Raw genomic sequence first — 22,684 nt, forward strand, 5'->3', positions numbered from 1 at the left:
CATCTCGACATCGAGACACTTAGGCTCCCCTTCGTCGCTCCCAGTGATCTGACAGGAATAGGATGGTCACCGATCGGGCGTGCCTGACACTTCGACAGGCTCACACTTGGACAAGCGCAGCGCACGCGACCGAGTCACATCGATCCAGGGAGGACGACCGTGTCCACAAGCGCCCGCTTGACACCGTCGATTTCGGAAACCACGTCCAAGACCCCCCGCGGCACCCTCTACCGGGGTCGCGAAGGCATGTGGTCGTGGGTGCTTCACCGCATCACCGGAGTCGCCATCTTCTTCTTCCTGTTGGTGCACGTGCTCGACACGGCGCTGATCAGGGTGTCACCGGAGGCGTACAACGCCGTCATCGGGACATACAAGAACCCGATCATGGCCCTCGGTGAGGTCGTGCTCGTCGCCGGCATCGTGTTCCACGCGATGAACGGCCTGCGCATCATCGCCGTCGACTTCTGGTCGAAGGGCGCCAAGTACCAGCGCCAGCTGTTCTGGGGCGTCCTGCTGGTGTGGGGCATCATCATGGCCGGCTTCGTGCCCCGCCACCTGATGCTCGCGTTCGCCGGATTCGGAGGGGGACACTGATGTCTGCACAGACCATCGCCGCCGCCCCGGCTCGTCGCCGCCGCGGCGTCAATCTCGAGAAGTGGGGCTGGATCTTCATGCGCGTCTCGGGTGTCGTGCTCGTCGTGCTGATCTTCGGTCACCTGTTCGTCAACCTCATGGTCGGCGAAGGCATCCACGCCCTCGATTTCGCGTTCATCGCGGGCAAGTTCGCCACGCCGTTCTGGCAGTGGTGGGATGTGCTGATGCTGTGGCTCGCACTCATCCACGGCGCCAACGGCATGCGCACCATCGTGAACGACTACGTGACGAACAGCACGGCGCGCAAGGCGCTGGTCTGGGCGCTCGGGCTGGCCGCCGGCCTGCTCATCATCCTCGGCACGCTCGTGGTCTTCACGTTCGACCCGTGCCTGGGTGTGACCGAGGACAGCGTCCTCTGGTCCGAATGCGCCGCGATCGTCGGGAACTAGAAGAAGGCATACGAGAAGTGACTACCGAGACGCAGGATTCCGTCGTCCGTGACGGCGTGCACTACCACCAGTTCGACATCGTGATCGTGGGAGCCGGTGGAGCGGGCATGCGTGCCGCCATCGAAGCGGGCCCTGGCGCGAAGACCGCGGTGATCTCCAAGCTGTACCCCACGCGCTCGCACACCGGTGCGGCGCAGGGCGGCATGGCGGCAGCCCTCGCGAACGTCGAAGAGGACTCCTGGGAGTGGCACACCTTCGACACCGTGAAGGGCGGCGACTACCTCGTCGACCAGGACGCTGCCGAGATCCTCGCGAAGGAGGCCATCGACGCGGTCATCGACCTCGAGAACATGGGCCTCCCGTTCAACCGCACGCCCGAGGGAAAGATCGACCAGCGTCGCTTCGGCGGTCACACGGCCGAGCACGGCAAGACCCCGGTCCGCCGGGCCTGCTACGCCGCCGACCGCACCGGCCACATGATCCTGCAGACGCTGTTCCAGAACTGCGTCAAGCTCGGCATCAACTTCTTCAACGAGTTCTACGTGCTCGACCTGCTCACGGTGAAGGACGCCGACGGCAAGACCCAGGTCTCCGGCGTCGTCGCATATGACCTGGCCACCGGCGAGCTGCACGTCTTCCAGGCCAAGGCCGTGATCTTCGCGACCGGCGGTTTCGGCAAGATCTTCAAGACCACCTCGAACGCGCACACCCTCACGGGTGACGGCGTCGGCATCGTGTGGCGCAAGGGACTCCCCCTCGAGGACCTGGAGTTCTTCCAGTTCCACCCGACCGGGCTCGCCGGTCTCGGCATCCTCCTCACCGAGGGCGCACGAGGCGAAGGCGCGATCCTGCGCAACGCCTCCGGTGAGCGCTTCATGGAGCGCTACGCCCCCACCATCAAGGACCTCGCCCCGCGTGACATCGTCGCGCGCTGCATGGTGCAGGAGGTCCTGGACGGGCGCGGCGCCGGCCCCCACAAGGACTACGTGCTGCTCGACTGCACGCACCTGGGCGCCGAGGTGCTCGAGACCAAGCTCCCCGACATCACCGAGTTCGCCCGCACGTACCTCGGTGTCGACCCGGTCGTCGAGCCCGTGCCCGTGATGCCCACCGCGCACTACGCGATGGGCGGCATCCCGACCAACAACGACGGCGAGGTCCTCGCGGACAACACCACCGTCGTCCCCGGCCTCTACGCCGCGGGCGAGTGCGCATGCGTCTCGGTGCACGGCGCCAACCGCCTCGGCACCAACTCGCTGCTCGACATCAACGTCTTCGGCAAGCGCGCCGGCCGCAACGCCGTCGAGTACGTCAAGACCGCCGAGTTCGTCCCCCTCCCCGAGAACCCCGCCGGCTTCGTGTCGGGCATGCTCGAGGACCTGCGCAACAACCAGGGCACCGAGCGCATCGCCGTCCTGCGCAAGACGCTGCAGGACGAGATGGACAAGGGCGCGCAGGTGTTCCGCACGCACGACTCCCTCCAGCACGTGCTCGGCGTCATCGCCGAGCTGCGTGAGCGCTACAAGAACGTGCACGTCGACGACAAGGGTCAGCGGTTCAACACCGACCTGCTCGAAGCCGTCGAGCTGGGCTTCCTCCTCGACATCGCCGAGGTCGTCGTCTACGCCGCGCAGAACCGCGAGGAGAGCCGCGGCGGCCACATGCGCGACGACTTCCCGAAGCGCAACGACGAGAAGTACATGAAGCACACCATGGCTTACCTGACCGGTGATCCGCACTCCTCCACGCCGAGCGACCACATCAAGCTCGACTGGAAGCCGGTCGTCTTCACGAAGAACGATCAGGGCGAGTTCAACTACCCGCCGATGGAGAGGAAGTACTGAGCATGTCGACCGCCATCGCAGAGGCACCTGCCGACACGACCGAAGAGACCGGCATCCAGTCCTTCATCGTCACGTTCAACATCCGCCGGTTCAACCCGGAGGTCGACTCCGAGCCGCACTGGGTCGACTACGACGTGGAGCTCTACTCCACCGACCGCGTGCTCGACGCCCTGCACAAGATCAAGTGGGAGGTCGACGGCTCGCTCACCTTCCGGCGCTCGTGTGCCCACGGCATCTGCGGCTCCGACGCCATGCGCATCAACGGCCGCAACCGCCTGGCCTGCAAGACGCTGATCAAGGACCTCGACATCTCGAAGCCGATCTACGTCGAGGCGATCAAGGGTCTGCCGCTCGAGAAGGACCTCGTCGTCGACATGGAGCCGTTCTTCGCGTCGTACCGCGAGGTGCAGCCGTTCCTCGTCGCCAGCTCCGTTCCGGAGAAGGGCAAGGAGCGCGTCCAGTCCATCGCCGACCGCGAGATCTTCGACGACACCACCAAGTGCATCCTGTGCGCCGCGTGCACCTCGTCGTGCCCCGTGTTCTGGACCGACGGCCAGTACTTCGGGCCGGCGGCGATCGTCAACGCGCACCGCTTCATCTTCGACTCCCGTGACGACAACGCGGCTGTCCGCCTCGACATCCTCAACGACAAGGAAGGCGTGTGGCGCTGCCGCACCACCTTCAACTGCTCCGAGGCCTGCCCCCGTGGCATCGAGGTGACCAAGGCGATCGCCGAGGTCAAGCAGGCCGTGCTCCGCGGTCGCCCCTGACGCCGCGACAGGCAACAACGCGAGAACAGGCGGTCCCCTTCCGGGGCCGCCTGTTCTGCGTTCCTGCCCTGCTCACGTCCGTTCCGCTCTTGGATAGGGTGGGGAGGTGTCCGAACCCGATGGCTCTGCGACCGACCCCGGTCGCCTCGATGCGGCCGTCGAGCGCGCGACCGCGCTGACGCAGCGCACCCTCGGGCTGTTCCCCGTGCGCGTCTGGCGCCACTTCCTGCAGCACAACGGATTCCTCCTCGCCGCGGGCGTGAGCTACCAGGCCCTCTTCGCGATCTTCGCCGCGATCTACCTGGCCTTCGCGATCGCCGGACTCTGGCTCGGCGGCAGCGATGAAGCCGTCGACGCCCTCATCGCGATGATCAACAGCTACATCCCCAATCTGATCCTTCCCGAGGGTGGTGTGGTCACGCCCGATCAGGTGAAGGACATCGCGGCGAGCACCACCGGAGTGCTGAGCGTCACCGGTCTGATCGCGCTCGGCACCGTGGTCTGGACCGCGATCGGCTGGGTCACATTTTCTCGTCGTGCGACCAGAGACATCTTCGGTCTGCCGCCCGATCGCCGCAGCTACGTGATCCTGAAGGCGCGCGACCTGCTCGCGGCGGTGATCTTCGGAGCTTCCCTGGTGGCCGGTTCGGTCCTCAGCTCGGCGAGCGCCGCGATCCTGAGCTGGTTCCTAGGTCTGCTCGGCTGGGACTCCAGCTCGAACGGGGTGATCCTCATCCGCATCGGCGCCGTCATCGTCTCCTTCGCGCTGATGTCGGGCGCCCTGGCGGCGATGGTCCGATTCCTCACCGGGACCTCCCTGCACTGGCAGACGATCTGGCCCGGCGCTCTCCTGGGCGGCGGCGCGATGACGATCCTGCAGTTCGGTGCGGGGTTCCTCCTCAGCTACACCCCGTCCAACCCGCTGCTCGCGACGTTCGCGATCTTCATCGGTCTGCTGCTCTGGTTCCGCATCAACGGCGTGGTGATGCTGGTGGCCTCCTCGTGGATCGCGGTCGCTGCACAGGACCGCGACCTGCCCCTCCTCACGCTGACCGAGGCCGAGCGCCGCATGGCGGAGTATCAGGCCCTGCTGACGGCTGCGCGCATCCGCGTGCGCGAAGCCCATGCCGCACGTGAAGCCGCACCCTGGTACCGCGTGTGGAGCGCGGCGAAGGCCGTGCGCGACGCGGAGCAGGAGCTCGCCGACCTCGAGGCCTCTCCTCCCCCGCCGCCCGATCCGAGCACGCCGCTCGCCCAGCGTCTGCTCTCCGAACTGCACCGACCGGGACGGGATGTCGGCAGCGCTCGTTAGGCTTGTGACCATGCCTCATCTGCGTATCGCCACGGTCAATGTCAACGGAATCCGAGCGGCGGCTCGCAACGGGATGAGCTCCTGGCTCGACGACGCCGGAGTCGACATCCTCACGCTGCAAGAGGTGCGCGGGCAGGACGAGCATCTCGAGGCCGCGCTCCCCGGCTGGTCGCTCGTCCACGACGAGGCCACCGCGAAGGGACGTGCCGGCGTCGCCATCGCCAGCCGCACGCCTGCGCTGGCCTCGCGCACGGCCTTCGGACCCGACGACTTCGACTCCAAGGGGCGATGGATCGAGGCCGACTACCTGATCGGCGACCGTCCGCTGACCGTGGTGAGCGCCTACGTGCACTCCGGCGAGGCCGACACCCCGAAGCAGGATGAGAAGTGGAAGTTCCTCGACGCGTTCGGCACGCGGCTCGCTGAACTCGGCGCCGACGGCGCCCTCGCCCTCGTGACCGGCGACCTGAACGTCGGACACCGCGAGCTCGACATCAAGAACTGGCGAGGAAACCGCAAGAAGGCCGGTTTCCTTCCCCGCGAGCGCGCGTACTTCGATCGGTTCCTCGGCGAGGCCGGCGCGGAGGTCTCCGGTGTCGACGGCACCGTGGGCACCGGCCTCGGCTGGATCGACGTGGGGCGGAAGTTCCACGGCGAGGTCGACGGACCGTACACCTGGTGGTCGATGCGCGGGCAGGCGTTCGACAACGACTCCGGGTGGCGCATCGACTACCACCTGGCGACGCCTGCACTCGCCGAGCGTGTGGAGACCTACCACGTCGCGCGCGCTGCGGCCTATGACCAGCGCTGGAGCGACCACGCGCCCGTCGTCGTCGACTACCGCTATTGAGCGGCGCCGGGGGTGGCATCCGCGTAGCGGTACCATCCCCGGTACTCCAGGACGGTCCCGAGCACGGGACTCGTCGCGCGCATCTCGATGGTGCGTCGGTCGTGAGTGTCGTCCCAGCCGTCCACGAGATCGACGTCGATGCGGAGAATCCCGCGTAGCGCGATCCTGCATCGCCCAAGACGCAGCGCGACGGCCCGAGTGCGCATACGCAGCGCACCGTCGTCGGTCACCGAGCACTTCTCGAGCATCTCGACCCGACCCCTCGACCCCAGCGCATTCTGGACGAGGCCGGGATGTCCCGTCGCGAAGAGCCGGTCGACGACGTGCTGTGTCGTGTCGGCGAAACGGAACTCCCGGACCGTGTCGAGCGTCGGCCGCCCCGAGGGCGATCGACCGGACACGGTATCGATCCGGAAGGGCACGTCGCGGCCGAACCGCGTGACGAGCAGCCGCGGCCCGACGAGGGGCGACGCGAGGGCGGCGAGGCGCCCGAACCGGCTGCCGGCGACCGCGAAGACCCCCTCGGCTCCGTCGTTCCTCGCCTCGACGCGCATCTGCGCCAGGATCTCGGGATGAAGCCTCTCCGCCTCCTCCCCCAGCGCTTCGAGAAAGGCGGCTCCGCGCGCGGTCACTCGCGGATCTCCTCGCGGTACGGCTTGACGGTCTCCGGAGCCGGTCCGCCGACGAACTCGCAGGTGAAGGCACCGCGGTAGCCGAACAGGAACCCGAAGACATCGTTGTGGATCTCGAGGTCGATCAGATACCGCTCCTGCTCGTCGTCGTAGCGCTCGATGAGCCGAGCGCGCCCGCTGAAGAGCATCGGGAAGCGGAAGGCGATGGGCCCCTCGTAGAAGCGCTGTGCGCCCGAGGTGAGCAGGAGCCCGCCGTCGTCGGTGACGGCCAGATCGAGGTCGACGGCCAGGTGCTGGTGCGTACCCAGATAGTCGACCACCCGTCGACGTGCGTCGCTGTAGATCATGGTCGCGTCGAATCGGCGGCGGCGGCCGGGGCGCACGTCCATCGTCCGCACGAAGGTCACGGTCTCGCGACCGAAGTCGTCGACGTAGGCCAGGTTGTCGATCCGGAACGGCACATCCCGCCCCCGCTCGGGGAACAGGATGTTGCGGAACGTGCCGATGAGCAGGAAAGGCAGGGTCCACCACGGGCCTCGCCGGACCTCGGACATCACCCCGCGTCCGATGCAGCCGTATCCGGCGTCCACGCCGACCCCGAAGCGGCGCTGCAGCTGCGGATGGAGGCGCGCGAAGTCGGCTCCCAGTGCGCGCTCGAAGATCCCGGTCCCGGTCGTCATGCGATCTCCTCGAGGGATACCGGTGCGTCCTCCATGATGGTCCGCCCGGTGCGCCGGGGGCGCGAGAGGCAGTTGCGTGCGCGTGGTCGGTACCCGCGCCGGAGCGACCGCCAGCCGCTGGTCTCCTCCGGAGGTATGCCCAGCTCGGCCCACAACCGGAGACGATCGAAGCTGCGGGCGGTGAGCCACCAGACGAACCGTCGGGTCACCAGCGGATCGAGAACGCGTCCCAGCCATCCCCATCCCGGTGCGTAGTCGTAGCCGGTGAGGAATCGCACGCCCTTCTCCGTCGGCACGTAGCGCCAGTAGCCGCGCCCGGTTCCGAGCGGCGAGAGCGCATCGTCGGTGTCGAAGAGCAGCGCGGAGGTGCGCTCTCCCGAGGGGCTCTCCTTCGTGGCGTGCGATACGCCGGTCCCGCGGATCGTGTGCACCACCAGATCGAGCTCGTAGCGGAAGTCCTGCGCACCGTCTGATCGGGTGCGCTGCGGCACGATGTCGCTGAAACGCGCATCCCAGCGCACGTGCGAGGCCGGATCCTGCGTCAGCCGCCACACCTCGTCCAGGGGCGCGACGATGAGGATCTCGACATAGAGGGCCCGATCCCCTCGCGACCGTGAACGCGGGGATACGGAGGCCATGCGCCCATCGTAGGGGCACGGCGTGCACCCCATAGGATTGACTCCGTGACGAAACCTCGCCTTTACTCCGGAATGCAGCCCTCCGCCGACTCCCTCCAGATCGGCAACTACATCGGCGCGCTGCTCCAGTGGCGGGACCTGCAGAGCTCCTACGACGCGTTCTTCTCCGTCGTCGACCTGCACGCGATCACGGTCGCGCAGGATCCGGCCGAGCTCCGCGAGAAGACGCGTCGCACGGCCGCCCAGTACATCGCGGCCGGCATCGAGCCGTCGCTGTCGACGCTGTACGTGCAGTCGCATGTGCGAGCACACGCCGAGCTCGCGTGGATCCTCAGCACGATCACGGGATTCGGCGAGGCCGGCCGGATGACCCAGTTCAAGGACAAGTCCTCGCGGTACGGCGCGGACTCGACCAGCGTCGGACTGTTCACCTACCCGGTGCTGATGGCCGCCGACATCCTGCTGTACCAGACCGACGTGGTGCCGGTGGGTGACGACCAGAAGCAGCACGTCGAGCTCACGCGCGACCTCGCCGAGCGCTTCAACTCGCGCTTCGGTGAGACCTTCACCGTGCCGATGCCGGTCATCCAGAAGGAGACCGCGCGAATCTACGACCTGCAGAACCCGACGTCGAAGATGTCGAAGTCGGCCGAGAGCGATGCCGGCGTGCTGTGGATGCTCGACGACCCGGCGAAGTCGGCGAAGAAGATCATGCGTGCGGTGACCGACAACGAGGGATCGGTGCGGTTCGACCGCGAGAACAAGCCCGGCGTCTCGAACCTGCTCACGATCTACGCGGCCCTCACCGGGCGCCAGGTCGCCGCGATCGAGGACGAGTACGCGGGTCGCGGTTACGGCGACTTCAAGAAGGGTCTTGCCGAGGTCGTCGTGAACGAGTTCGAGCCGGTGCGTGCCAGGGCCCTCGAGCTGCTCGACGATCCTGCCGAGCTCGATCGCATCCTGGCGGAGAACGCCGCGCGCGCTGACGCCGTCGCCGACGCGACCCTCTCCGACGTGTACGACCGGGTGGGTCTGCTCCGGCGCGTCTGAGCCTCGCCTTAGGATGGGGGCGTGACTGATCCGCAGCTGCCTCCCCCGCCCGGTGCCGTACCCTCCGACCCGTCTGCGTCCCCCGCGACCGGCGCGTTCCCGCCGCCGACCGCCCCCGGGTACCCTCCGGCAGCTCCCGCGTATCCTCCGGCAGCTCCCGCGTATCCCCCGGCGGGTGCGCCGTATCCTCCGGCAACGCCCTCCGGCTACCCGGCAGCGCCCGCGCCCGGGTATCCGGCAGCCCCTCCCGGGGCCTACCAGGTGCCTGTCGGCGGCTACGCCACCCCGGCCGGCGCCTATCAGGTGCCCGACGCCGCGACACCGTCCACCTCCGGACTCTTCGGAACACTTGCGCTGGTTCTCGCGCTCGTCGCGGCCGTGGTGCCGGCGATCGTCGTGGGCATCAGCGCGTTCGAGATCGGTCGGTTCCTCCCGAACGGCGCATCGGTCACCGCCGACGATCTCCGCGTGCTCACCCCTGTGCGGGATCAGGTGCTCTGGGCGGAGCTCTCCTTCTGGATCGGGACCGTCGTCGGCATCGCAGCGATCGTGCTCGGTATCGTCGCGATCGCCAAGAAGCGTGGCCGCGGCGCGGGAATCGCCGCTCTCGTGGTCGCCGTCCTGGCGTCGGTGATCTTCTTCATCGCCCTGGTCGTCGCGCTGACCGCGGGCGCTGCGACGGGCCTGTCGACCTATACGGCCTGACCGCGCCACGACCCCGCAGCGGCCGTCTCAGCGCGGCGCGTGGTGCTTCTGCTGTGCCGCGAGAAGGCCTTCGTCGACCAGCAGCTCGACCGCGTCGGCGGCGTCCGCGATGAGGATCGGCAGGTTCGGCCGCTCTTCCTTGCCGAACGGGGCGAGCACCCAGTCCGCGGGATCCTGACGCCCGACCGGACGGCCGATGCCCACCCGCACACGCGGAAAGTCGGCAGTGCTCAGCGCCCGTGCGACATCACGGACACCGTTGTGTCCGCCGTGTCCTCCCCCGGTCTTGAGCTTGACCGTGTCGAACGGGATGTCGAGTTCATCGTGTACCACGATCACCTGCTCCGGCGGCACCGAGTAGAACCGGGCCAGCGCCGCCACCGGGGTCCCCGAGACGTTCATGAAGGTGTTCGGCTTGGCCAGCACGAGCTTGTCCGCGCCGGGGCGCACCCACGTCTCGACGACGCGGGCTCCGCCCTTGTGCTCACGGAAGGCTTCGCCGCGCCGCGATGCCAGCTCATCGACCACCATCTGCCCGATGTTGTGTCGCGTGGCCTCGTATCGCGGGCCGGGGTTGCCGAGCCCCACCACGAGCCAGGTCGATGCCATGTCGTCGTCCTCTCCCCGCCGGGTGCGCAGCCCCGGTCAGGATACGACAGAGGGGACGCGATCGGATCGCGTCCCCTCTGTGATGAATCAGTCGGAGGTCACTCCGCGGCGGCCTCTTCGGCAGCCTCGGTGGCCTCGCCGGCCTCGGCGGCCTCTTCGTCATCCTCGGTGGGTGCAGCCGGGACCGAGATCGCCACGACGAGGACCTCGGGGTCGGAGAGCAGCGTGGAGCCCTTGGGGAGCTTCACGTCGGCGCCGGTGATGTGCGCGCCCTCTTCCAGTCCCTCGACGGAGACCTCGATGTTCTGCGGGATGTGCGTGGCCTCGGCCTCGATCGACAGCGTGGTCGCGTCGAGGTTGACGATGGTGCCGGCAGCGGACTCGCCCGTGACGACGATCGGGACGTCGATGGCGACCTTCTCGCCCTTCTTCACGACGAGCAGGTCGATGTGCTCGATGATCTGGTGCACCGGGTCGCGCTGGACGTCCTTGACGAGGGCGAGCTGGCCCTTGCCCTCGATGTCGAGCTCGAGAAGCGCGTTGGCGCGACGGATGATGAGCGAGACCTGGTGGCCCGGCAGCGCGACGTGCACCGGCTCGGTGCCATGGCCGTAGATGACGGCGGGGATCTTGCCGGCGGCGCGGAGGCGGCGGGCGAAGCCCTTGCCGAAGCTCTCGCGGAGCTCGGCCTGGACCTTGGTGTCTTCAGACATGGGTTCTCCTTCGGGACACGCAGCGAAGGCGCCGCGCGGTGGTCTTGGAATTTTCGAACTCGCTGACGCAGGAGGAAAGCCACCGGGCTTGCTTCGCCGCGTCGATAACGGATGTTCGCGCACGCGCAGAAGCATCCCTCGCCGAGGTACAGCCTCAATGGTACCGGATGACCCGATAGGCTGAGGACACCGGTCCTTTTTCTGCAGAACACGGAGAACCCCCATGCTCGACGGCGCCTTCCTCTCGCACGCACTCCTCTGGCTGATCGGCGCCATGACCGTGTGCGCAGCCGTCACCTCGTTCATCGCGCTGTTCGCGATGGGACGCTCGGGATACCGCAAGGATTGACCGCCGGTCGCAGAGCCGTTTCCGCACGCTCTGCCCCGAACTCTCAGCGCCGCTGTGCCGCTTCGGCGATGACGGCGGCCGCGGTCAGGACGTCCGCCGACTCGTCCACCCGGATTCCGGCCTCATCGGCCTCGAGCGATTCGAGCGTCTGGAGCTGCGAGTCCAGGAGCGCCGCCGGCATGAAGTGATCGGCCCGCAGCCGCATCCGCTCCTCGAGCACCGCGCGACCGATAGCGAGTTCGGCGAAGAACGTCTCGGGCGCTCCGGTCCGGATGACGTCGCGATAGACGCGCTTGAGCGCCGAGCACGCCACGACGACGCGGTCCTCACTCTGCAGCGTCTCGCCGACCAGACGGAGCCAGGGCAGCCGATCCGTGTCGTCCAGAGGCACCCCGGCCGCCATCTTGCGGACGTTCGCGGCCGGATGCAGATCATCGCCGTCGATGAAGCGCGCACCGAGGCTCTCGGCAAGGAACGCACCCACGGTCGACTTGCCCGAACCGCTCGGGCCCATCACGACGACGCGCACACTCATGCCTCCCCGCCGAAGTCGACGAGCACCTTGCAGGAACTCGCGGGGTCGGCGGCCAGTGCGAACGCGTCGAGCGCGTCGTCCACAGGCACCACCTGGCTGATGATACCGCGCACGTCGAGGCTGCCATCGGCGAGGGCGGCGATGACCTCGCCGAACTCCGCGCCGAAGCGGAAGGACCCCCGCAGCGTGAGCTCGCGAGTGATCGCCGTGGCCATCGGCGCGGAAACCGCGCCCCCGCGCTGGAGCCCCAGCATCACCACCGTGCCCCCTCGGACAGCAGCGGAGACGGCGGCGTCGAGCCCCGGAACCGTTCCGCTCGACTCGATCACGACATCGGCATACAGCTCGGAGATCTCGGTCTCGGCCCGCGCATCGATCGCTCGGATCCCGCGCGCCTCGGCGATCTCCCTCGGCCGCTGCTGCAGGTCGGTGACGGTCACGGAGGACGCGCCGGCACGCTGGGCGACGGCGGCGACGAGCTGACCGATGGGTCCGGCGCCGATCACGACCACTCGCCGGTCGCGCACATCCCCCGCCCTCTGCACCCCGTGCCAGGCGACGGCTGCGGGCTCTGCCAGCGCCGCCGTCTGCAGGTCGAGGCCGGAAGGAAGCGGATACAGCATACGCGCGGGGAGAGCCACGCGCCGCGCGAAGGCTCCCTGCGTGTGCGGCAGGTGCATCGCCGACCCGAGATACGTCGAGGCCGGTGCGAGATTCGGATGCTCGGGGGGCCAGGGCGTGCGGCCGTCGCCGTGCGCGGTGAGCGGATGGACGGCCACGGGGGTGCCGACGGCCGGTCCCGTGCCGTCGGCCGCAGCGACGGCCACGACCCCGGACACCTCGTGCCCGAGGATCATCGGCTCGCGCAGCACGGATGCACCGGCCGCGCCGTGCTGCCAGTAGTGGAGGTCGGATCCGCAGATGCCCCCGTAGGCGATGCCCACGACGGCCTCGTCCGATCGGGGCGCCGGGGCGCCGATGTCTTCGATCCGCAGGTCTTCGGCGGCGTGCGCCATCACGGCGAGGTTGTTCACCGCGCTCCTTCCTCGGTCACACGAAAGCCGTGACCAACTCGATCTCCGCCACTCTGACGGTCACGATCTGCCCCGGCCCCACGGGCGCCTGCGAGTGCGGAGCACCCGTCATGACGACATCGCCCGGGCCGAGCGGCGACCACGCGGCCACGTAGGCGAGGCAGTCGCGGATCGACATCGGCAATTGCCGGCTTCCGGTCTCGGCGACCGGGCGTCCGTCGACCTCCACCTGGAGGCGCACATCGTCGATCCCGGCTGCGGTGTCGATCCAGGGGCCGAGCGGCGTGTACCCCTCCCCCGACTTCGATTCGAAATTTCGCGGATCGAACGCCGCGCGCTCCGGACTCGAGAGGTCGTTCACCGCGGTGACCCCGAGCACGTACTCGTGCGCGGTCTGCGCGGTCAGCCCCCGGGTCGGGCGGCCGATCACGACCGCGATCTCCCCCTCGGCGACCTGGCCGCCCGCATCGCGGCGCAGGACGACGTCGACACCGCCGGCGGTCACCGTCCGCGGGCTCTTGAGCCACGCCTGCACGGGAGAGACGTGGGCGGGTCCGTTCTGGGCTATGCCGACGATCACCAGCGGATCCACCGGCGCGATGACCGTGCCTTCGATGCGCGGCCCGGCATCCTCCGGCTCCTGCCCCTCGGCGAAGGCGACGAACGGATCCGTCACCGGGATCAAGCCGTCGGCCGCCTGCCGCACCCACCGGGGGCCTCCCGTGGTGGCGACGCGTCCGAGGCGCATCAGACGACCGCCGTCATACCGCCGTCGACGAACAGCGTCTGTCCATTGACGAAGTCGCTCGCGCCGCTGGCGAGGAACAGCAGGGCCCCGACGAGGTCCGCGGTGTCACCCCAGCGCCCGGCGGGTGTGCGCGCGCGGACCCACTCGGAGAACTGCTCGTCTGCGACGAGAGCCTTCGTGAGCTCGGTGGCGAAGTATCCGGGCGCGATCACATTGGCCTGGATACCGTGCGGGGCGAGATCGGCGCACAGCCCCTTCGTGAACATCACGATCGCGCCCTTGGTCGCCGCATACGCCGCGATCGACGGGCGGGCGAGCTGCGACTGCACGCTGCCGATCTGGATGATCTTGCCCGAGCCACGCGCGATCATCCCGGCGGAGACCCGTCGCGACAGGTGGAAGACGCTGGAGAGGTTGGTCTGCACGAGGGCATCCCAATCCTCGTCGGCGAACTCGGCGATCGGCGCACGGCGCTGGACACCGGCGTTGTTCACGAGGATGTCGGGAGTGCCGACCAGATGCTCCACCTCGCCCATGCCGGCATCCACCGCCGCCGCCTCGGTCACGTCGAAGACGACGCTGTGCACGACGGCTCCCGTGCCCTGCGCGATCTCTCCCGCCGCCGCCTGCGCCTTCGCGGCATCCCGCCCGTGCACGACGACGGTCGCGCCCGCGCCTGCGAGCCCCTCGGCCAGAGTCCTGCCGATCCCCTGGCTCGACCCGGTGACGAACGCCGTGCGCCCGGTCAGATCGAAAGCGGCGAGTCCCGCCGGCAGCGCCGTCATCGTCCGACGGCCTTGATCGACACCGTGGTGGCGAACACGTCGTCGCCGCCCTCCCCGCGCGAGACCTTGATCGCGTCGTCGACACGGGTGAGGTCACGGCGGAGCGTCTCGGGAGCGAGGAATGTCGACGCGGTGGTGATGAGGGCCAGCACAGCCATGTAGATGGCGAGGAGCACCCAGTTGCCGTCGCTCACCGCGATCAGGTAGGCACCGAGGACACCGGCGAGGCCACCGGCGAGCACGGCCGAGATCTCGCGGGCCATCGCCACGCCCAGGTAGCGGTGACGGTTTCCGAAGAGCTCGGGAAGCATGGCGCACTGCGGTCCGAGCATGCTGTTCACGGCGACGCCGATGCCGATCGCGATCACACCGATGGCCACGGCGTAGTTTCCGAGCGACAGCAGCCACCACGCGGGGAACGTGTAGATCAGCATGAAGACCGCTCCGAAGCGGTAGACGGTACGGCGCCCGAAGCGGTCGGAGAGGTGGCCGGTGAACGGCACGGAGAAGACGCCGATCAGCGAGCCGAGGGTGACGCCCCAGGTGAGCAGACTCTTGTCGGCGTTGTCGCCGACGACCGTGACGAAGAAGGCGAGACCGAGCGTCTGGAACATGTACGAGCCGCCGTTCTCGGCCATCCGCAGCCCCACGCCGACGATCACGCCGGGCAGGCCGTGGGTGAAGATCTCCTTGATGGGGCGGTCGGCGATCTGCTCGTGCTTCTCGAGCTCGACGAACGTCGGCGTCTCGCGCAGCCGCATCCGGATGAACAGCGCGAGCAGGATCAGTGCGAAGGAGGCGAGGAAGGGCACGCGCCATCCCCAGCTCAGCAGCTGGTCCTCGGGGAGCAGCGTGATCAGGCCGAACACCACCGCGGCGAGCAGTGTGCCCGCCTGGATGCCGACGAACGGGAGTGCCGAGAAGAAGCCCCGGCGCTTCACCGGCGCGTACTCGGCCATCAGCACCGTCGCCCCCGCCTGCTCGGCACCCGCTCCGAAACCCTGCAGCAGCCGCATCAGCACCAGCAGGATCGGTGCCCACACGCCGATCGCCGCGTAGGTGGGCAGCAGTCCGATCGCGGTGGAGGCGCCGCCCATCAGCACGATGGTCGCGACCAGGACCCACTTGCGCCCGAGCTTGTCACCCAGGACGCCGAAGAACAGGCCGCCGAACGGACGCGCGAGGAATCCGACGCCGAAGGTCGCGAACGCGGCGACCGTCGCCATCGCCGGGTCATCCTGCGGGAAGAACAGCACATTGAAGATCAGCGCCGTGGAGAGGCCGTAGAGCGCGAAATCGAAGTACTCCAGCGCGCTGCCGATGCTCGACGCGAGGGTCGCGCGGCGCAGGTTCGCCGCGTATTCCGGGTCATCGGACGCTGCTCGGGGTGAGGTGCGGGGGTCTGTCACGGCCATCTCCTTCGATCGGCTTCGCCTGCGGCGTTCCCCGACTGTACCAGCCCGTTGGATTGCGTTCAACCCTTTGGACCGACATCTGGTCCCGATGCAGGCACGCAAAAAGACCACCGCGCCCTGCGAGCGCGATGGGGCACAGGAGGGCGTCAGTGCCGAACGGCTGAGCTGAAGGGGTTCGTCAGCGCGGCGGCGGCTTCCCGCAGCGCCTCACCCACCCGCTCGATGCGCTCGTAGTCGGCCTCGGCGGCACGGATCGCAACACCGAGCGCGAGCGGCGGGTCCGTCGGCGCCCAGCCTTCCAGAGGCACCGCGACGCCGACGATGCCGCGGAAGGACTCCTCGGCATCGAGCGCCCAGCCCCGTCGACGGGCGGTCGCCAGCACCTCCAGCAGCCCCGGCATGGTCGTCGCGCTCCGCTCGGTGAGCTGCGGGAAGACGGCATCCTCACCCAGGAGCTCGACTACTTCCGCGTCACTCATCGCCGCCAGGAGCGCGCGCCCCGTGGCCGACAGCGGCGCCGGAAGCCGCGAGCCGAGCGGGGTGCCCAGCCGGAGCGAGCGCGACCCCTCATGTCGCGCGAGATACAGCGCATCGGTGCCATCGAGCATCGCGACCTGGACCAGCTCGGAGGCGAGCTGCGGCGAGGCCTCGCACACGCTGTAGAACTCCCGCACCTGGTTGAACTGGGCAGCGAACGCACCACCGAGCTCGGCCGTGCGCACCCCGAGACGATAGCCCTGCGGGGTGCGATCGATCATGCCCCCGGCCTCGAGCGCCAGGCAGAGGTTCGCCGTCGACGACTTCGCCAGCCCGAGTTCCCCCGCGAGCTCGGTGAGCGTTCGTGGACCCCCGGACTCGGCGAGGATGCCGAGCAGGCGGATGCTGCGGGTCACGGCAGGTGCGGGGTCGCGCCCTTCGCGGGTGTCATCATCCATGGCCGCACCTTCCGACAGCGGGGAGCCACAGGCGCTCGATCACCTGTGGGCCGATCAGTAGAACTCGACCGTATCGACCACGGCGGTCAGCGGCTCGCCATCGAGCAGGCGCGCCGCGTTCTCCGCGAAGCGACGGGCGATCCGCTCCTCCTCCTTGGAGCTGAGGGCGGCGGTGTGCGGGCTCACGAGCACGTTCGGATGCGACCACAGCGGCGACGCACCGTCGAGGGGCTCCTGCTCGAAGACGTCGAGCGCGGCGAAGGCCACGCGGCCGTCGTCGAGCGCACCGAGCAGAGCGCTCTCGTCGATCACGGTGCCGCGGCCGACGTTGGTGATGATCGCACCGGGTTTGACCGCATCGAACACGTCGGCGCCGATCAGATGGTGCGTCTGCGCCGTGCCCGGAAGGGTGACGACGATCGCGTCGACGTGGGCCACCGCGTCGGTCAGCTCGTCCAGCGGCACCAGGCGATCCACTCCCGCCACCGGCTGCCCGGAGCGCGTCGTCCCCCACACCCGTGCGCCGAGCGCATGGAAGCGTCGCGCGCACTCCGTGCCGATGCCGCCCAGACCGACGACCAGCACCGTCATCTCGTCGAGCTGACGCATCTCCCAGCGGTCCGGCCAGGTACGCGTCCCCTGATCGGCGAGCAGGCGCGGGAGGTTCTTCGCGCCCGCCATCACACCGAACACCGCGAACTCCGCGAGCGGGCCCCCGTGCACACCGGCACTGGTGGTGAACACGACGCGGTCGAGCTGCGCCCGTTCGAGACCCGCGGCCTTGACCGAGGCCCCGCCACCGGCGGCAGTCGTCATGACCCAGCGCAGACGCGGGTTCGCGGCCACGGTGCGGGCCAGCGCCGCCGCGTCCACGTCGGGGATCCCGAACAGCACGTCGGCGGAGTCGATCATTTCATCGAACGCCTGCTGCGCGCTCGGCGTGCGTACGTACTCCGGGTCGCCGGACCAGTCGGCCGGTCCGCGCATAGGCGGCACGAGCGTGTGATCGCGGACCACCTCGAGGCGAGGCTCGAGTTCCTCGATCAGTCGACACAGGCGTTCCGGCAGCGGCACCGCCACGACGGCGCGCAGTTTCTTCTCGGTCCCCGTCATACTGGTCCCCTCCCTCGGGAAGTCTGGATCCCTCACCTTAGCCCAGTTCCATCCTGTTGGACACTGTTCTATCTGTTGGATTGTTGCTACCGTGTGCGCATGAGCATCTCATCCGTCACCGTCGGCGTCGTGGGCCTCGGCGCCATGGGCCGCCCCATGGCCGACCGCCTGCTCGCCGCCCGCGGGGGGCTCGTCATCCATGCGCGCCGCCCGCAGCCGGAACTGCTGGCCGCCGGCGCCTCGTGGGCGCCGACACCACGCGAGCTCGCCTCCAGAGTAGACGTCCTGCTCATGATGCTGCCCGACCTCCCCCCGTTCGAAGCCATGCTCGACGGTCCCGACGGGCTGCTCGCCGACGCCGGAGACCTGCTCATCCTCATCGGGTCCACCTCGTCTGCTCCCGCCGTCCGTGCGCTCGCGGACCGCGTCGGAGCGCAGACGGGCGGCAGGGTCAGGATCGTGGACTGCCCGGTCTCGGGTGGGGAAGACGGAGCGGTCGCCGGGACCCTCTCGATCATGCTCGGCGGCGACCCGGACGATGCCGCCGTCGCCGCCGAGGTGCTCGCGCCCTGCGGAACCCCTGTGCTGCTCGGACCACTCGGGGCCGGCGAGGTCGCCAAGGCCTGCAACCAGCTCGTGGTGTCGGCGACGATCATGGCGCTCGGCGAGGCCACCGTGCTGGCCGAGCGCTCCGGACTCGACCTCGATGCGCTCTGGTCGCTGCTCTCGGGCGGCTACGCCGGCTCGCGCCTGCTCGACAGTCGTCGCGAGAAGCTCGTCACCGGCGACGACTCCCCCAGCGGCATCGCGCAGTACATGGTGAAGGACCTCGGCTTCGCGGCCGACATCGCCGAAGCCACCGGCACCTCGCCCATCCTGCTGCCCACCCTGCGTGCGGCCTTCGACGAACTGGTCGCCGCCGGGCTCGGAGACCGCGACATCGCGGTGTCACGACGCTTCATCGCCTCTCGTGACACAGGTGGCCACTGACCTCCCGTACAGCGATACGCTGAAACCACCCCTTCTTCACGATCGAGGAGCCTTCTGTGCCCGAAGCATCAGCGAACATCGGAGTCGTCGGACTCGCCGTCATGGGATCGAACCTCGCCCGCAACCTCGCCAGCCGCGAGGGAAACACGGTGGCGATCTTCAACCGCAGCTACGAGAAGACCCAGACGCTCCTCGACGAGCACCCCGAGGCCGGATTCGTCCCGGCCCACACCTACCAGGAGTTCGCCGACTCGCTCCAGAAGCCGCGCACCGCGATCATCATGGTCAAGGCCGGCGGCCCGACCGATGCGGTGATCGACGCGCTGGTCGAGGTGTTCGAGCCGGGCGACATCATCGTCGACGGCGGCAACGCGTACTTCCCCGACACCATCCGTCGCGAGAAGGCGGTCCGCGAGACCGGCATCAACTTCGTCGGCGCCGGCATCTCCGGCGGCGAGGAGGGTGCCCTCACCGGCCCCTCTATCATGCCCGGCGGCTCTGACGAGTCGTGGGTCACGCTCGGACCGATCCTGAAGTCGATCGCCGCGATCGCCGAGGGCGAGCCGTGCGTCACGCACGTCGGCCACGACGGCGCCGGGCACTTCGTCAAGATGGTGCACAACGGCATCGAGTACGCCGACATGCAGCTCATCGCCGAGGCCTACGACCTCATCCGCCGTGGCACGGGCAAGTTGCCGGCCGAGATCGCCGAGATCTTCGCCGAGTGGAACAAGGGCGAGCTCGAGTCGTACCTGATCGAGATCACCGCAGAGGTGCTCCGCCAGATCGACGCCGAGACCGGCAAGCCGCTCGTCGATGTGATCCTCGACCAGGCCGGCGCCAAGGGCACCGGAGCCTGGACCGTGCAGACCGCGCTCTCGCTCGGCGTCCCCGTCTCCGGCATCGCCGAGGCGACCTTCGCCCGCTCGCTCTCCTCGCACCCCGAGCAGCGCGCCGTCGCCGGCGGCCTCCCCGGCCCCGACGAGGAGTTCACGGTCTCGACCGAGGACACCGAGCAGTTCATCGAGGATGTGCGCCTGGCGCTCTACGCCTCCAAGATCGTGGCCTACTCGCAGGGCTTCGACGAGATCCGGGCGGGGGCGGCCGAGTATGGCTGGAACATCGACCTCGGCGCGATCTCGAAGATCTGGCGCGGCGGTTGCATCATCCGCGCCCAGTTCCTCAACCGGATCGCCGACGCCTACGCGGCGACCCCCGACCTGCCCGTGCTGATGACCGCACCGTACTTCGCCGAGGCGCTCACGCGTGGCCAGGCATCGTGGCGTCGCGTCGTCGTGACCGCGGCCCAGGCGGGCATCCCGGCTCCGGCGTTCTCGTCGTCGCTGTCGTACTACGACGGCATCCGCGCCGACCGCCTCCCCGCGGCGCTCGTGCAGGGACAGCGCGACTTCTTCGGTGCGCACACCTACAAGCGCATCGACAAGCCGGGCACGTTCCACACGCTCTGGTCGGGCGACCGCACCGAGATCGAGGCGGAAGACACGCACTGACGTCCCGTCGTCGAAGGGCCGGATACCGCGAGGTACCCGGCCCTTCGTGCATCATGGTGGTGCCATCCCGCCGCCTACCTCGTGATGTCCTGGACGACACCCTTCGTGAGGCGCAGACGCCGTGTCGCGCGTCGCGCCACCGCCGAGTCGTGCGTCACCACGATGATCGTGATCCCCTCGGCGCACAGCGATTCGAGAAGCGTCAGGATCTCGTCGCGCATGCTCTCATCGAGGTTGCCCGTCGGCTCGTCGGCCAGGAGCACCCGCGGCCTCTTGACGAGGGCGCGCGCGATCGCGACGCGTTGCTGCTGACCCCCGGAGAGCTCGGAGGGCCGATGGTCGCCTCTGTCGTCGAGACCGACGTGGGCGAGAGCCTCAGCGACCCTCATGCGCCGCTCTCCCTTGTCGAGATCGAGGGGCTCGAGCGCCATGTCGACGTTCTCCGTGGCCGTGAGCGTAGGGATCAGGTTGAACCCCTGGAACACGAATCCGAGCTCCTCCGCCCTGAGGCGTCCGAGTTCCTTCGCCGAGGCCGACGCGAGTTCGCGGCCGTCGAGCAGGACGGAACCCGTCGTCGGCGTGTCGAGCGCACCGAGCAGTTGCAGGAGCGTGGACTTGCCGCCGCCGGTGGGGCCCTGGATCGTGACGAACTCGCCGGGCATGATGTCGAGGTCCACACCGGTCAGCGCTTTCACGATGCGCCCCTTCTGCGTGTACGTCCGGGTCACGCCCGTGACGCGGTAGATCGGCTGCGCGTGCCCGCCTCGGGGCGCCGTCTGCTCGAGGTCTGCGATGGTCATGTGCGTCTCCTGCTCGTGGGTCGTCGGCTTCCGGGTTGTTCGGATCGGGGGTGGCGGGTCGTGCCGGACGTCGCCCGCGCGTGCGGTGATCATGCGACCGACCGCAGGGCTTCCGCCGGGCTGAGACGCGCGGCGCGCCAGCCGCCGAACGCTCCGGCGACGAGTCCGCCGAGCACCGCGAGACCGACGGCGGCGACCAGCACCCCGGGGGTGAACGGCGCCTGGAGCACGACATCCGCCGCGGCGGTCTGGAGCATCCCTCCACCTCCGGTCGGTCCCCCGCCCATGCCCCCGCCGATGGCACCGGGACCCGCGCCCTGGCTCGCACCGCTCGCAGCGACCGTGGGCCTCAGGACGTTGATCAGCACGATGCCGGCGATACCCAGGACGAGGCCGACCGCTCCCCCGATCAGCCCCTGCACCATGGACTCTCCGGCGACCTGACGGACGACCCTGCCGTTCGACCAGCCGATCGCCTTGAGCGTTCCGAACTCCCTGGTGCGACGCCCGACGCCCGACAGGGTGAGCAGCACCGAGAGCAGCACGGCGACGGCGAGCACGATGATCGAGAGCCAGGTGCCGAGGTTCGTGATCAGTGCGGTCGCGCTGGAGAGCGAACCGGAGACGGTCGCGGCGAGCTCGGACTGCGAGGTGACGGTCGCATCGGGGAGCGCGTCGGCCAACGCGGACTGCACGGCCTCGATCGAATCGGCCGAATCCGCCTGCACGTAGACGGTGGAGATGACGTCGTCCACTCCGGCGAGCGTCTGCGCGGTGCGTAGCGGCAGATAGACGTTCGCGGCGGTATCCGCGCTGTCCGAGGTCGAACCGAGGATGCCGACGACCTCCACATCGGAGCCGGCGACATCGATCGTGTCTCCCACCGCGATCTCATTGGTACCCGCGTAGGTGCTGTCGACGAGGGCGACGAGCGCCTCGGCATCATCGGCGTCGAATCCGCGTCCGTCCGTCACCTCGGCCGAAGCGAGTGGACCGACCGAGGTCGCTGCGGGGTCGATGCCGAGCACCGAGAAGGAGTCGACTCCGAAGGATCCTCCTCCTCCGCCGCCCTGTCCGGCGTCCGGTGCGGTCTGCCCCTCCTCGGGCGCGGCCGGCTGCTCGCCGTCCTGCGGAGCGAATCCACCGCTGGGCACCTCACCGGAGAAGGTGGCGTTCGTGAGGCTGAGCGCCCCGGATGCCGCGGTGACCCCGTCCGTGGCGGCGACGGTGTCGAGCACCGATGAGTCGAGCGTGCCGCGCAGGAGATCGGTCCGCAGCGTGGACTGCGCGAGCGTGGTGGTCTCGCCGTCGCTCTGACCCGCATCCGCGTCGAAGTCGAAGCGCGGCCCTTCGCCTTGGCCGGGTTCGGCGGGCTCGCCCGTCACGGTGAGGTCGGTGCCGACTCCGTAGACGGAGGCGAGGGCCTGCGCCTGCGCGTCCCGCACTCCCGCCGTGAGGGCGTTGACGACGATCACGAGGGCGATCGCGATCGCCAGCCCGATCGCGACGATCATCGTCTGCTTCTTGCGGCCGGCGAGTTCGCGCCGCAGATACGTTCCGTACATCTCTCTCCTTCCGCCGCGGCCATCGCGGGGCGAGATCGACGTTAGGAATCGCGCATAT

Annotated in this window: 25 protein-coding genes; 11 read left to right on the forward strand and 14 right to left on the reverse strand. The window is 69.0% G+C overall.

Going from position 1 to position 22,684, the window contains the following annotated elements; translation table 11 throughout:
• The first annotated feature begins 159 nt into the window (after window positions 1–159).
• The 6 genes from sdhC to ACLFA2_RS02865 all read left to right on the forward strand — a co-directional run bounded on the left by sdhC (window position 160) and on the right by ACLFA2_RS02865 (window position 5,819).
• A complete protein-coding gene (gene sdhC, locus ACLFA2_RS02840; RefSeq protein ID WP_072591539.1) occupies window positions 160–594 on the forward strand; it encodes a succinate dehydrogenase, cytochrome b556 subunit in 435 nt (144 codons plus the stop codon).
• Window positions 594–1,043, forward strand: coding sequence for a succinate dehydrogenase hydrophobic membrane anchor subunit (locus ACLFA2_RS02845; protein WP_029260561.1), 450 nt, complete (start codon window positions 594–596; stop codon window positions 1,041–1,043). Before sdhC ends, ACLFA2_RS02845 begins: the two co-directional genes overlap by 1 nt.
• A 17-nt stretch (window positions 1,044–1,060) precedes the next feature.
• Window positions 1,061–2,887 carry a succinate dehydrogenase flavoprotein subunit gene (gene sdhA, locus ACLFA2_RS02850; protein ID WP_021199712.1) on the forward strand — a complete coding sequence of 609 codons (1,827 nt, stop codon included), beginning with the start codon at window positions 1,061–1,063 and terminating at the stop codon, window positions 2,885–2,887.
• A gap of 2 nt (window positions 2,888–2,889) precedes the next feature.
• Window positions 2,890–3,657, forward strand: coding sequence for a succinate dehydrogenase iron-sulfur subunit (locus ACLFA2_RS02855; RefSeq protein WP_021199713.1), 768 nt, complete (start codon window positions 2,890–2,892; stop codon window positions 3,655–3,657).
• A 106-nt stretch (window positions 3,658–3,763) separates the two neighbouring features.
• Window positions 3,764–4,969 (forward strand): YihY/virulence factor BrkB family protein, encoded by a 1,206-nt coding sequence (locus tag ACLFA2_RS02860; protein ID WP_426622004.1) that lies wholly within the window; start codon window positions 3,764–3,766, stop codon window positions 4,967–4,969.
• Window positions 4,970–4,979: 10 nt separating this feature from the next.
• Window positions 4,980–5,819 carry an exodeoxyribonuclease III gene (locus ACLFA2_RS02865; protein ID WP_029265719.1) on the forward strand — a complete coding sequence of 280 codons (840 nt, stop codon included), beginning with the start codon at window positions 4,980–4,982 and terminating at the stop codon, window positions 5,817–5,819.
• Here the strand turns inward: ACLFA2_RS02865 and ACLFA2_RS02870 are convergent.
• The 3 genes from ACLFA2_RS02870 to ACLFA2_RS02880 are packed head-to-tail and all read right to left on the reverse strand — an operon-like array spanning window position 5,813 to window position 7,769.
• A complete protein-coding gene (locus tag ACLFA2_RS02870) occupies window positions 5,813–6,451 on the reverse strand; it encodes a DUF4166 domain-containing protein (RefSeq protein WP_051667892.1) in 639 nt (212 codons plus the stop codon). The two genes, ACLFA2_RS02865 and ACLFA2_RS02870, sit on opposite strands and share 7 nt — an antisense overlap.
• Window positions 6,448–7,131, reverse strand: a complete 684-nt coding sequence (locus ACLFA2_RS02875; RefSeq protein WP_021199717.1) for a DUF4166 domain-containing protein — start codon at window positions 7,129–7,131, stop codon at window positions 6,448–6,450. The genes ACLFA2_RS02870 and ACLFA2_RS02875 overlap by 4 nt, the downstream gene beginning before the upstream one ends.
• The gene (locus tag ACLFA2_RS02880; RefSeq protein ID WP_426622005.1) at window positions 7,128–7,769 is read right to left on the reverse strand and encodes an SRPBCC family protein; all 642 of its coding nucleotides are present in this window, start codon (window positions 7,767–7,769) and stop codon (window positions 7,128–7,130) included. The genes ACLFA2_RS02875 and ACLFA2_RS02880 overlap by 4 nt, the downstream gene beginning before the upstream one ends.
• A gap of 72 nt (window positions 7,770–7,841) precedes the next feature.
• Here ACLFA2_RS02880 and trpS point away from each other — a divergent pair, with 72 nt between their 5' ends.
• Both trpS and ACLFA2_RS02890 read left to right on the forward strand, forming a co-directional pair.
• The gene (gene trpS, locus ACLFA2_RS02885; protein ID WP_029260555.1) at window positions 7,842–8,819 is read left to right on the forward strand and encodes a tryptophan--tRNA ligase; all 978 of its coding nucleotides are present in this window, start codon (window positions 7,842–7,844) and stop codon (window positions 8,817–8,819) included.
• Window positions 8,820–8,840: 21 nt separating this feature from the next.
• Window positions 8,841–9,524, forward strand: a complete 684-nt coding sequence (locus ACLFA2_RS02890; protein WP_240750725.1) for a hypothetical protein — start codon at window positions 8,841–8,843, stop codon at window positions 9,522–9,524.
• Window positions 9,525–9,551: 27 nt separating this feature from the next.
• On the opposite strand, the gene pth is transcribed toward ACLFA2_RS02890, so the two are convergent.
• Window positions 9,552–10,133: an aminoacyl-tRNA hydrolase gene (gene pth / locus ACLFA2_RS02895; protein ID WP_021199721.1), complete on the reverse strand. Its 582-nt coding sequence runs from the start codon at window positions 10,131–10,133 to the stop codon at window positions 9,552–9,554.
• A gap of 98 nt (window positions 10,134–10,231) precedes the next feature.
• Entirely contained in the window at window positions 10,232–10,846 is a 615-nt protein-coding gene (locus ACLFA2_RS02900) for a 50S ribosomal protein L25/general stress protein Ctc (protein ID WP_021199722.1), read from the reverse strand.
• A 223-nt stretch (window positions 10,847–11,069) separates the two neighbouring features.
• Here ACLFA2_RS02900 and ACLFA2_RS02905 point away from each other — a divergent pair, with 223 nt between their 5' ends.
• Window positions 11,070–11,195 (forward strand): hypothetical protein, encoded by a 126-nt coding sequence (locus ACLFA2_RS02905; protein ID WP_017828452.1) that lies wholly within the window; start codon window positions 11,070–11,072, stop codon window positions 11,193–11,195.
• A gap of 43 nt (window positions 11,196–11,238) precedes the next feature.
• Here the strand turns inward: ACLFA2_RS02905 and ACLFA2_RS02910 are convergent, their stop codons facing one another.
• The 7 genes from ACLFA2_RS02910 to ACLFA2_RS02940 all read right to left on the reverse strand — a co-directional run bounded on the left by ACLFA2_RS02910 (window position 11,239) and on the right by ACLFA2_RS02940 (window position 17,760).
• A complete protein-coding gene (locus ACLFA2_RS02910; protein WP_136025217.1) occupies window positions 11,239–11,730 on the reverse strand; it encodes a gluconokinase in 492 nt (163 codons plus the stop codon).
• Window positions 11,727–12,764 carry a zinc-binding dehydrogenase gene (locus ACLFA2_RS02915; protein WP_426622006.1) on the reverse strand — a complete coding sequence of 346 codons (1,038 nt, stop codon included), beginning with the start codon at window positions 12,762–12,764 and terminating at the stop codon, window positions 11,727–11,729. Before ACLFA2_RS02915 ends, ACLFA2_RS02910 begins: the two co-directional genes overlap by 4 nt.
• Before the next feature lie 16 nt (window positions 12,765–12,780).
• Complete coding sequence (locus tag ACLFA2_RS02920) at window positions 12,781–13,512, reverse strand: fumarylacetoacetate hydrolase family protein (RefSeq protein WP_426622007.1); 732 nt, start codon at window positions 13,510–13,512, stop codon at window positions 12,781–12,783.
• Window positions 13,512–14,297 (reverse strand): SDR family oxidoreductase, encoded by a 786-nt coding sequence (locus ACLFA2_RS02925; protein ID WP_426622008.1) that lies wholly within the window; start codon window positions 14,295–14,297, stop codon window positions 13,512–13,514. Before ACLFA2_RS02925 ends, ACLFA2_RS02920 begins: the two co-directional genes overlap by 1 nt.
• Window positions 14,294–15,712 carry an MFS transporter gene (locus tag ACLFA2_RS02930; RefSeq protein WP_426622009.1) on the reverse strand — a complete coding sequence of 473 codons (1,419 nt, stop codon included), beginning with the start codon at window positions 15,710–15,712 and terminating at the stop codon, window positions 14,294–14,296. Before ACLFA2_RS02930 ends, ACLFA2_RS02925 begins: the two co-directional genes overlap by 4 nt.
• A gap of 146 nt (window positions 15,713–15,858) precedes the next feature.
• Window positions 15,859–16,647, reverse strand: coding sequence for an IclR family transcriptional regulator (locus ACLFA2_RS02935; protein WP_021199728.1), 789 nt, complete (start codon window positions 16,645–16,647; stop codon window positions 15,859–15,861).
• A gap of 54 nt (window positions 16,648–16,701) precedes the next feature.
• Window positions 16,702–17,760, reverse strand: coding sequence for a D-2-hydroxyacid dehydrogenase (locus tag ACLFA2_RS02940; protein ID WP_021199729.1), 1,059 nt, complete (start codon window positions 17,758–17,760; stop codon window positions 16,702–16,704).
• 99 nt (window positions 17,761–17,859) lie between these two features.
• On the opposite strand from ACLFA2_RS02940, the gene ACLFA2_RS02945 reads away from it, so the two are divergent.
• Together ACLFA2_RS02945 and gndA are read left to right on the forward strand one after the other, a co-directional pair.
• Complete coding sequence (locus tag ACLFA2_RS02945) at window positions 17,860–18,750, forward strand: NAD(P)-dependent oxidoreductase (protein ID WP_347125211.1); 891 nt, start codon at window positions 17,860–17,862, stop codon at window positions 18,748–18,750.
• 101 nt (window positions 18,751–18,851) lie between these two features.
• Window positions 18,852–20,261, forward strand: coding sequence for an NADP-dependent phosphogluconate dehydrogenase (gndA, locus tag ACLFA2_RS02950; protein WP_426622457.1), 1,410 nt, complete (start codon window positions 18,852–18,854; stop codon window positions 20,259–20,261).
• A gap of 74 nt (window positions 20,262–20,335) precedes the next feature.
• Here the strand turns inward: gndA and ACLFA2_RS02955 are convergent, their stop codons facing one another.
• Window positions 20,336–21,061, reverse strand: a complete 726-nt coding sequence (locus ACLFA2_RS02955; protein ID WP_426622010.1) for an ABC transporter ATP-binding protein — start codon at window positions 21,059–21,061, stop codon at window positions 20,336–20,338.
• Between the two features lie 89 nt (window positions 21,062–21,150).
• A complete protein-coding gene (locus ACLFA2_RS02960; RefSeq protein WP_426622011.1) occupies window positions 21,151–22,626 on the reverse strand; it encodes an ABC transporter permease in 1,476 nt (491 codons plus the stop codon).
• Window positions 22,627–22,684: the final 58 nt, after the last annotated feature.

Source organism: Microbacterium sp. As-52 (genome assembly GCF_049949185.1).
GTDB classification, from domain to species: Bacteria; Actinomycetota; Actinomycetes; order Actinomycetales; family Microbacteriaceae; genus Microbacterium; species Microbacterium maritypicum_A.

Coding starts and splice junctions, on each gene's coding strand:
- ACLFA2_RS02845 (WP_029260561.1), top strand. CDS start 594: ATGTCTGCACAGACCATCGCCGCCGCCCCGGCTCGTCGCCGCCGCGGC.
- ACLFA2_RS02855 (WP_021199713.1), top strand. CDS start 2,890: ATGTCGACCGCCATCGCAGAGGCACCTGCCGACACGACCGAAGAGACC.
- ACLFA2_RS02865 (WP_029265719.1), top strand. CDS start 4,980: ATGCCTCATCTGCGTATCGCCACGGTCAATGTCAACGGAATCCGAGCG.
- ACLFA2_RS02875 (WP_021199717.1), bottom strand. CDS start 7,131: ATGACGACCGGGACCGGGATCTTCGAGCGCGCACTGGGAGCCGACTTC.
- ACLFA2_RS02880 (WP_426622005.1), bottom strand. CDS start 7,769: ATGGCCTCCGTATCCCCGCGTTCACGGTCGCGAGGGGATCGGGCCCTC.
- trpS (WP_029260555.1), top strand. CDS start 7,842: ATGCAGCCCTCCGCCGACTCCCTCCAGATCGGCAACTACATCGGCGCG.
- pth (WP_021199721.1), bottom strand. CDS start 10,133: ATGGCATCGACCTGGCTCGTGGTGGGGCTCGGCAACCCCGGCCCGCGA.
- ACLFA2_RS02900 (WP_021199722.1), bottom strand. CDS start 10,846: ATGTCTGAAGACACCAAGGTCCAGGCCGAGCTCCGCGAGAGCTTCGGC.
- ACLFA2_RS02905 (WP_017828452.1), top strand. CDS start 11,070: ATGCTCGACGGCGCCTTCCTCTCGCACGCACTCCTCTGGCTGATCGGC.
- ACLFA2_RS02910 (WP_136025217.1), bottom strand. CDS start 11,730: ATGAGTGTGCGCGTCGTCGTGATGGGCCCGAGCGGTTCGGGCAAGTCG.
- ACLFA2_RS02920 (WP_426622007.1), bottom strand. CDS start 13,512: ATGCGCCTCGGACGCGTCGCCACCACGGGAGGCCCCCGGTGGGTGCGG.
- ACLFA2_RS02925 (WP_426622008.1), bottom strand. CDS start 14,297: ATGACGGCGCTGCCGGCGGGACTCGCCGCTTTCGATCTGACCGGGCGC.
- ACLFA2_RS02930 (WP_426622009.1), bottom strand. CDS start 15,712: ATGGCCGTGACAGACCCCCGCACCTCACCCCGAGCAGCGTCCGATGAC.
- ACLFA2_RS02935 (WP_021199728.1), bottom strand. CDS start 16,647: ATGGATGATGACACCCGCGAAGGGCGCGACCCCGCACCTGCCGTGACC.
- ACLFA2_RS02940 (WP_021199729.1), bottom strand. CDS start 17,760: ATGACGGGGACCGAGAAGAAACTGCGCGCCGTCGTGGCGGTGCCGCTG.
- ACLFA2_RS02945 (WP_347125211.1), top strand. CDS start 17,860: ATGAGCATCTCATCCGTCACCGTCGGCGTCGTGGGCCTCGGCGCCATG.
- gndA (WP_426622457.1), top strand. CDS start 18,852: ATGGGATCGAACCTCGCCCGCAACCTCGCCAGCCGCGAGGGAAACACG.
- ACLFA2_RS02955 (WP_426622010.1), bottom strand. CDS start 21,061: ATGACCATCGCAGACCTCGAGCAGACGGCGCCCCGAGGCGGGCACGCG.
- ACLFA2_RS02960 (WP_426622011.1), bottom strand. CDS start 22,626: ATGTACGGAACGTATCTGCGGCGCGAACTCGCCGGCCGCAAGAAGCAG.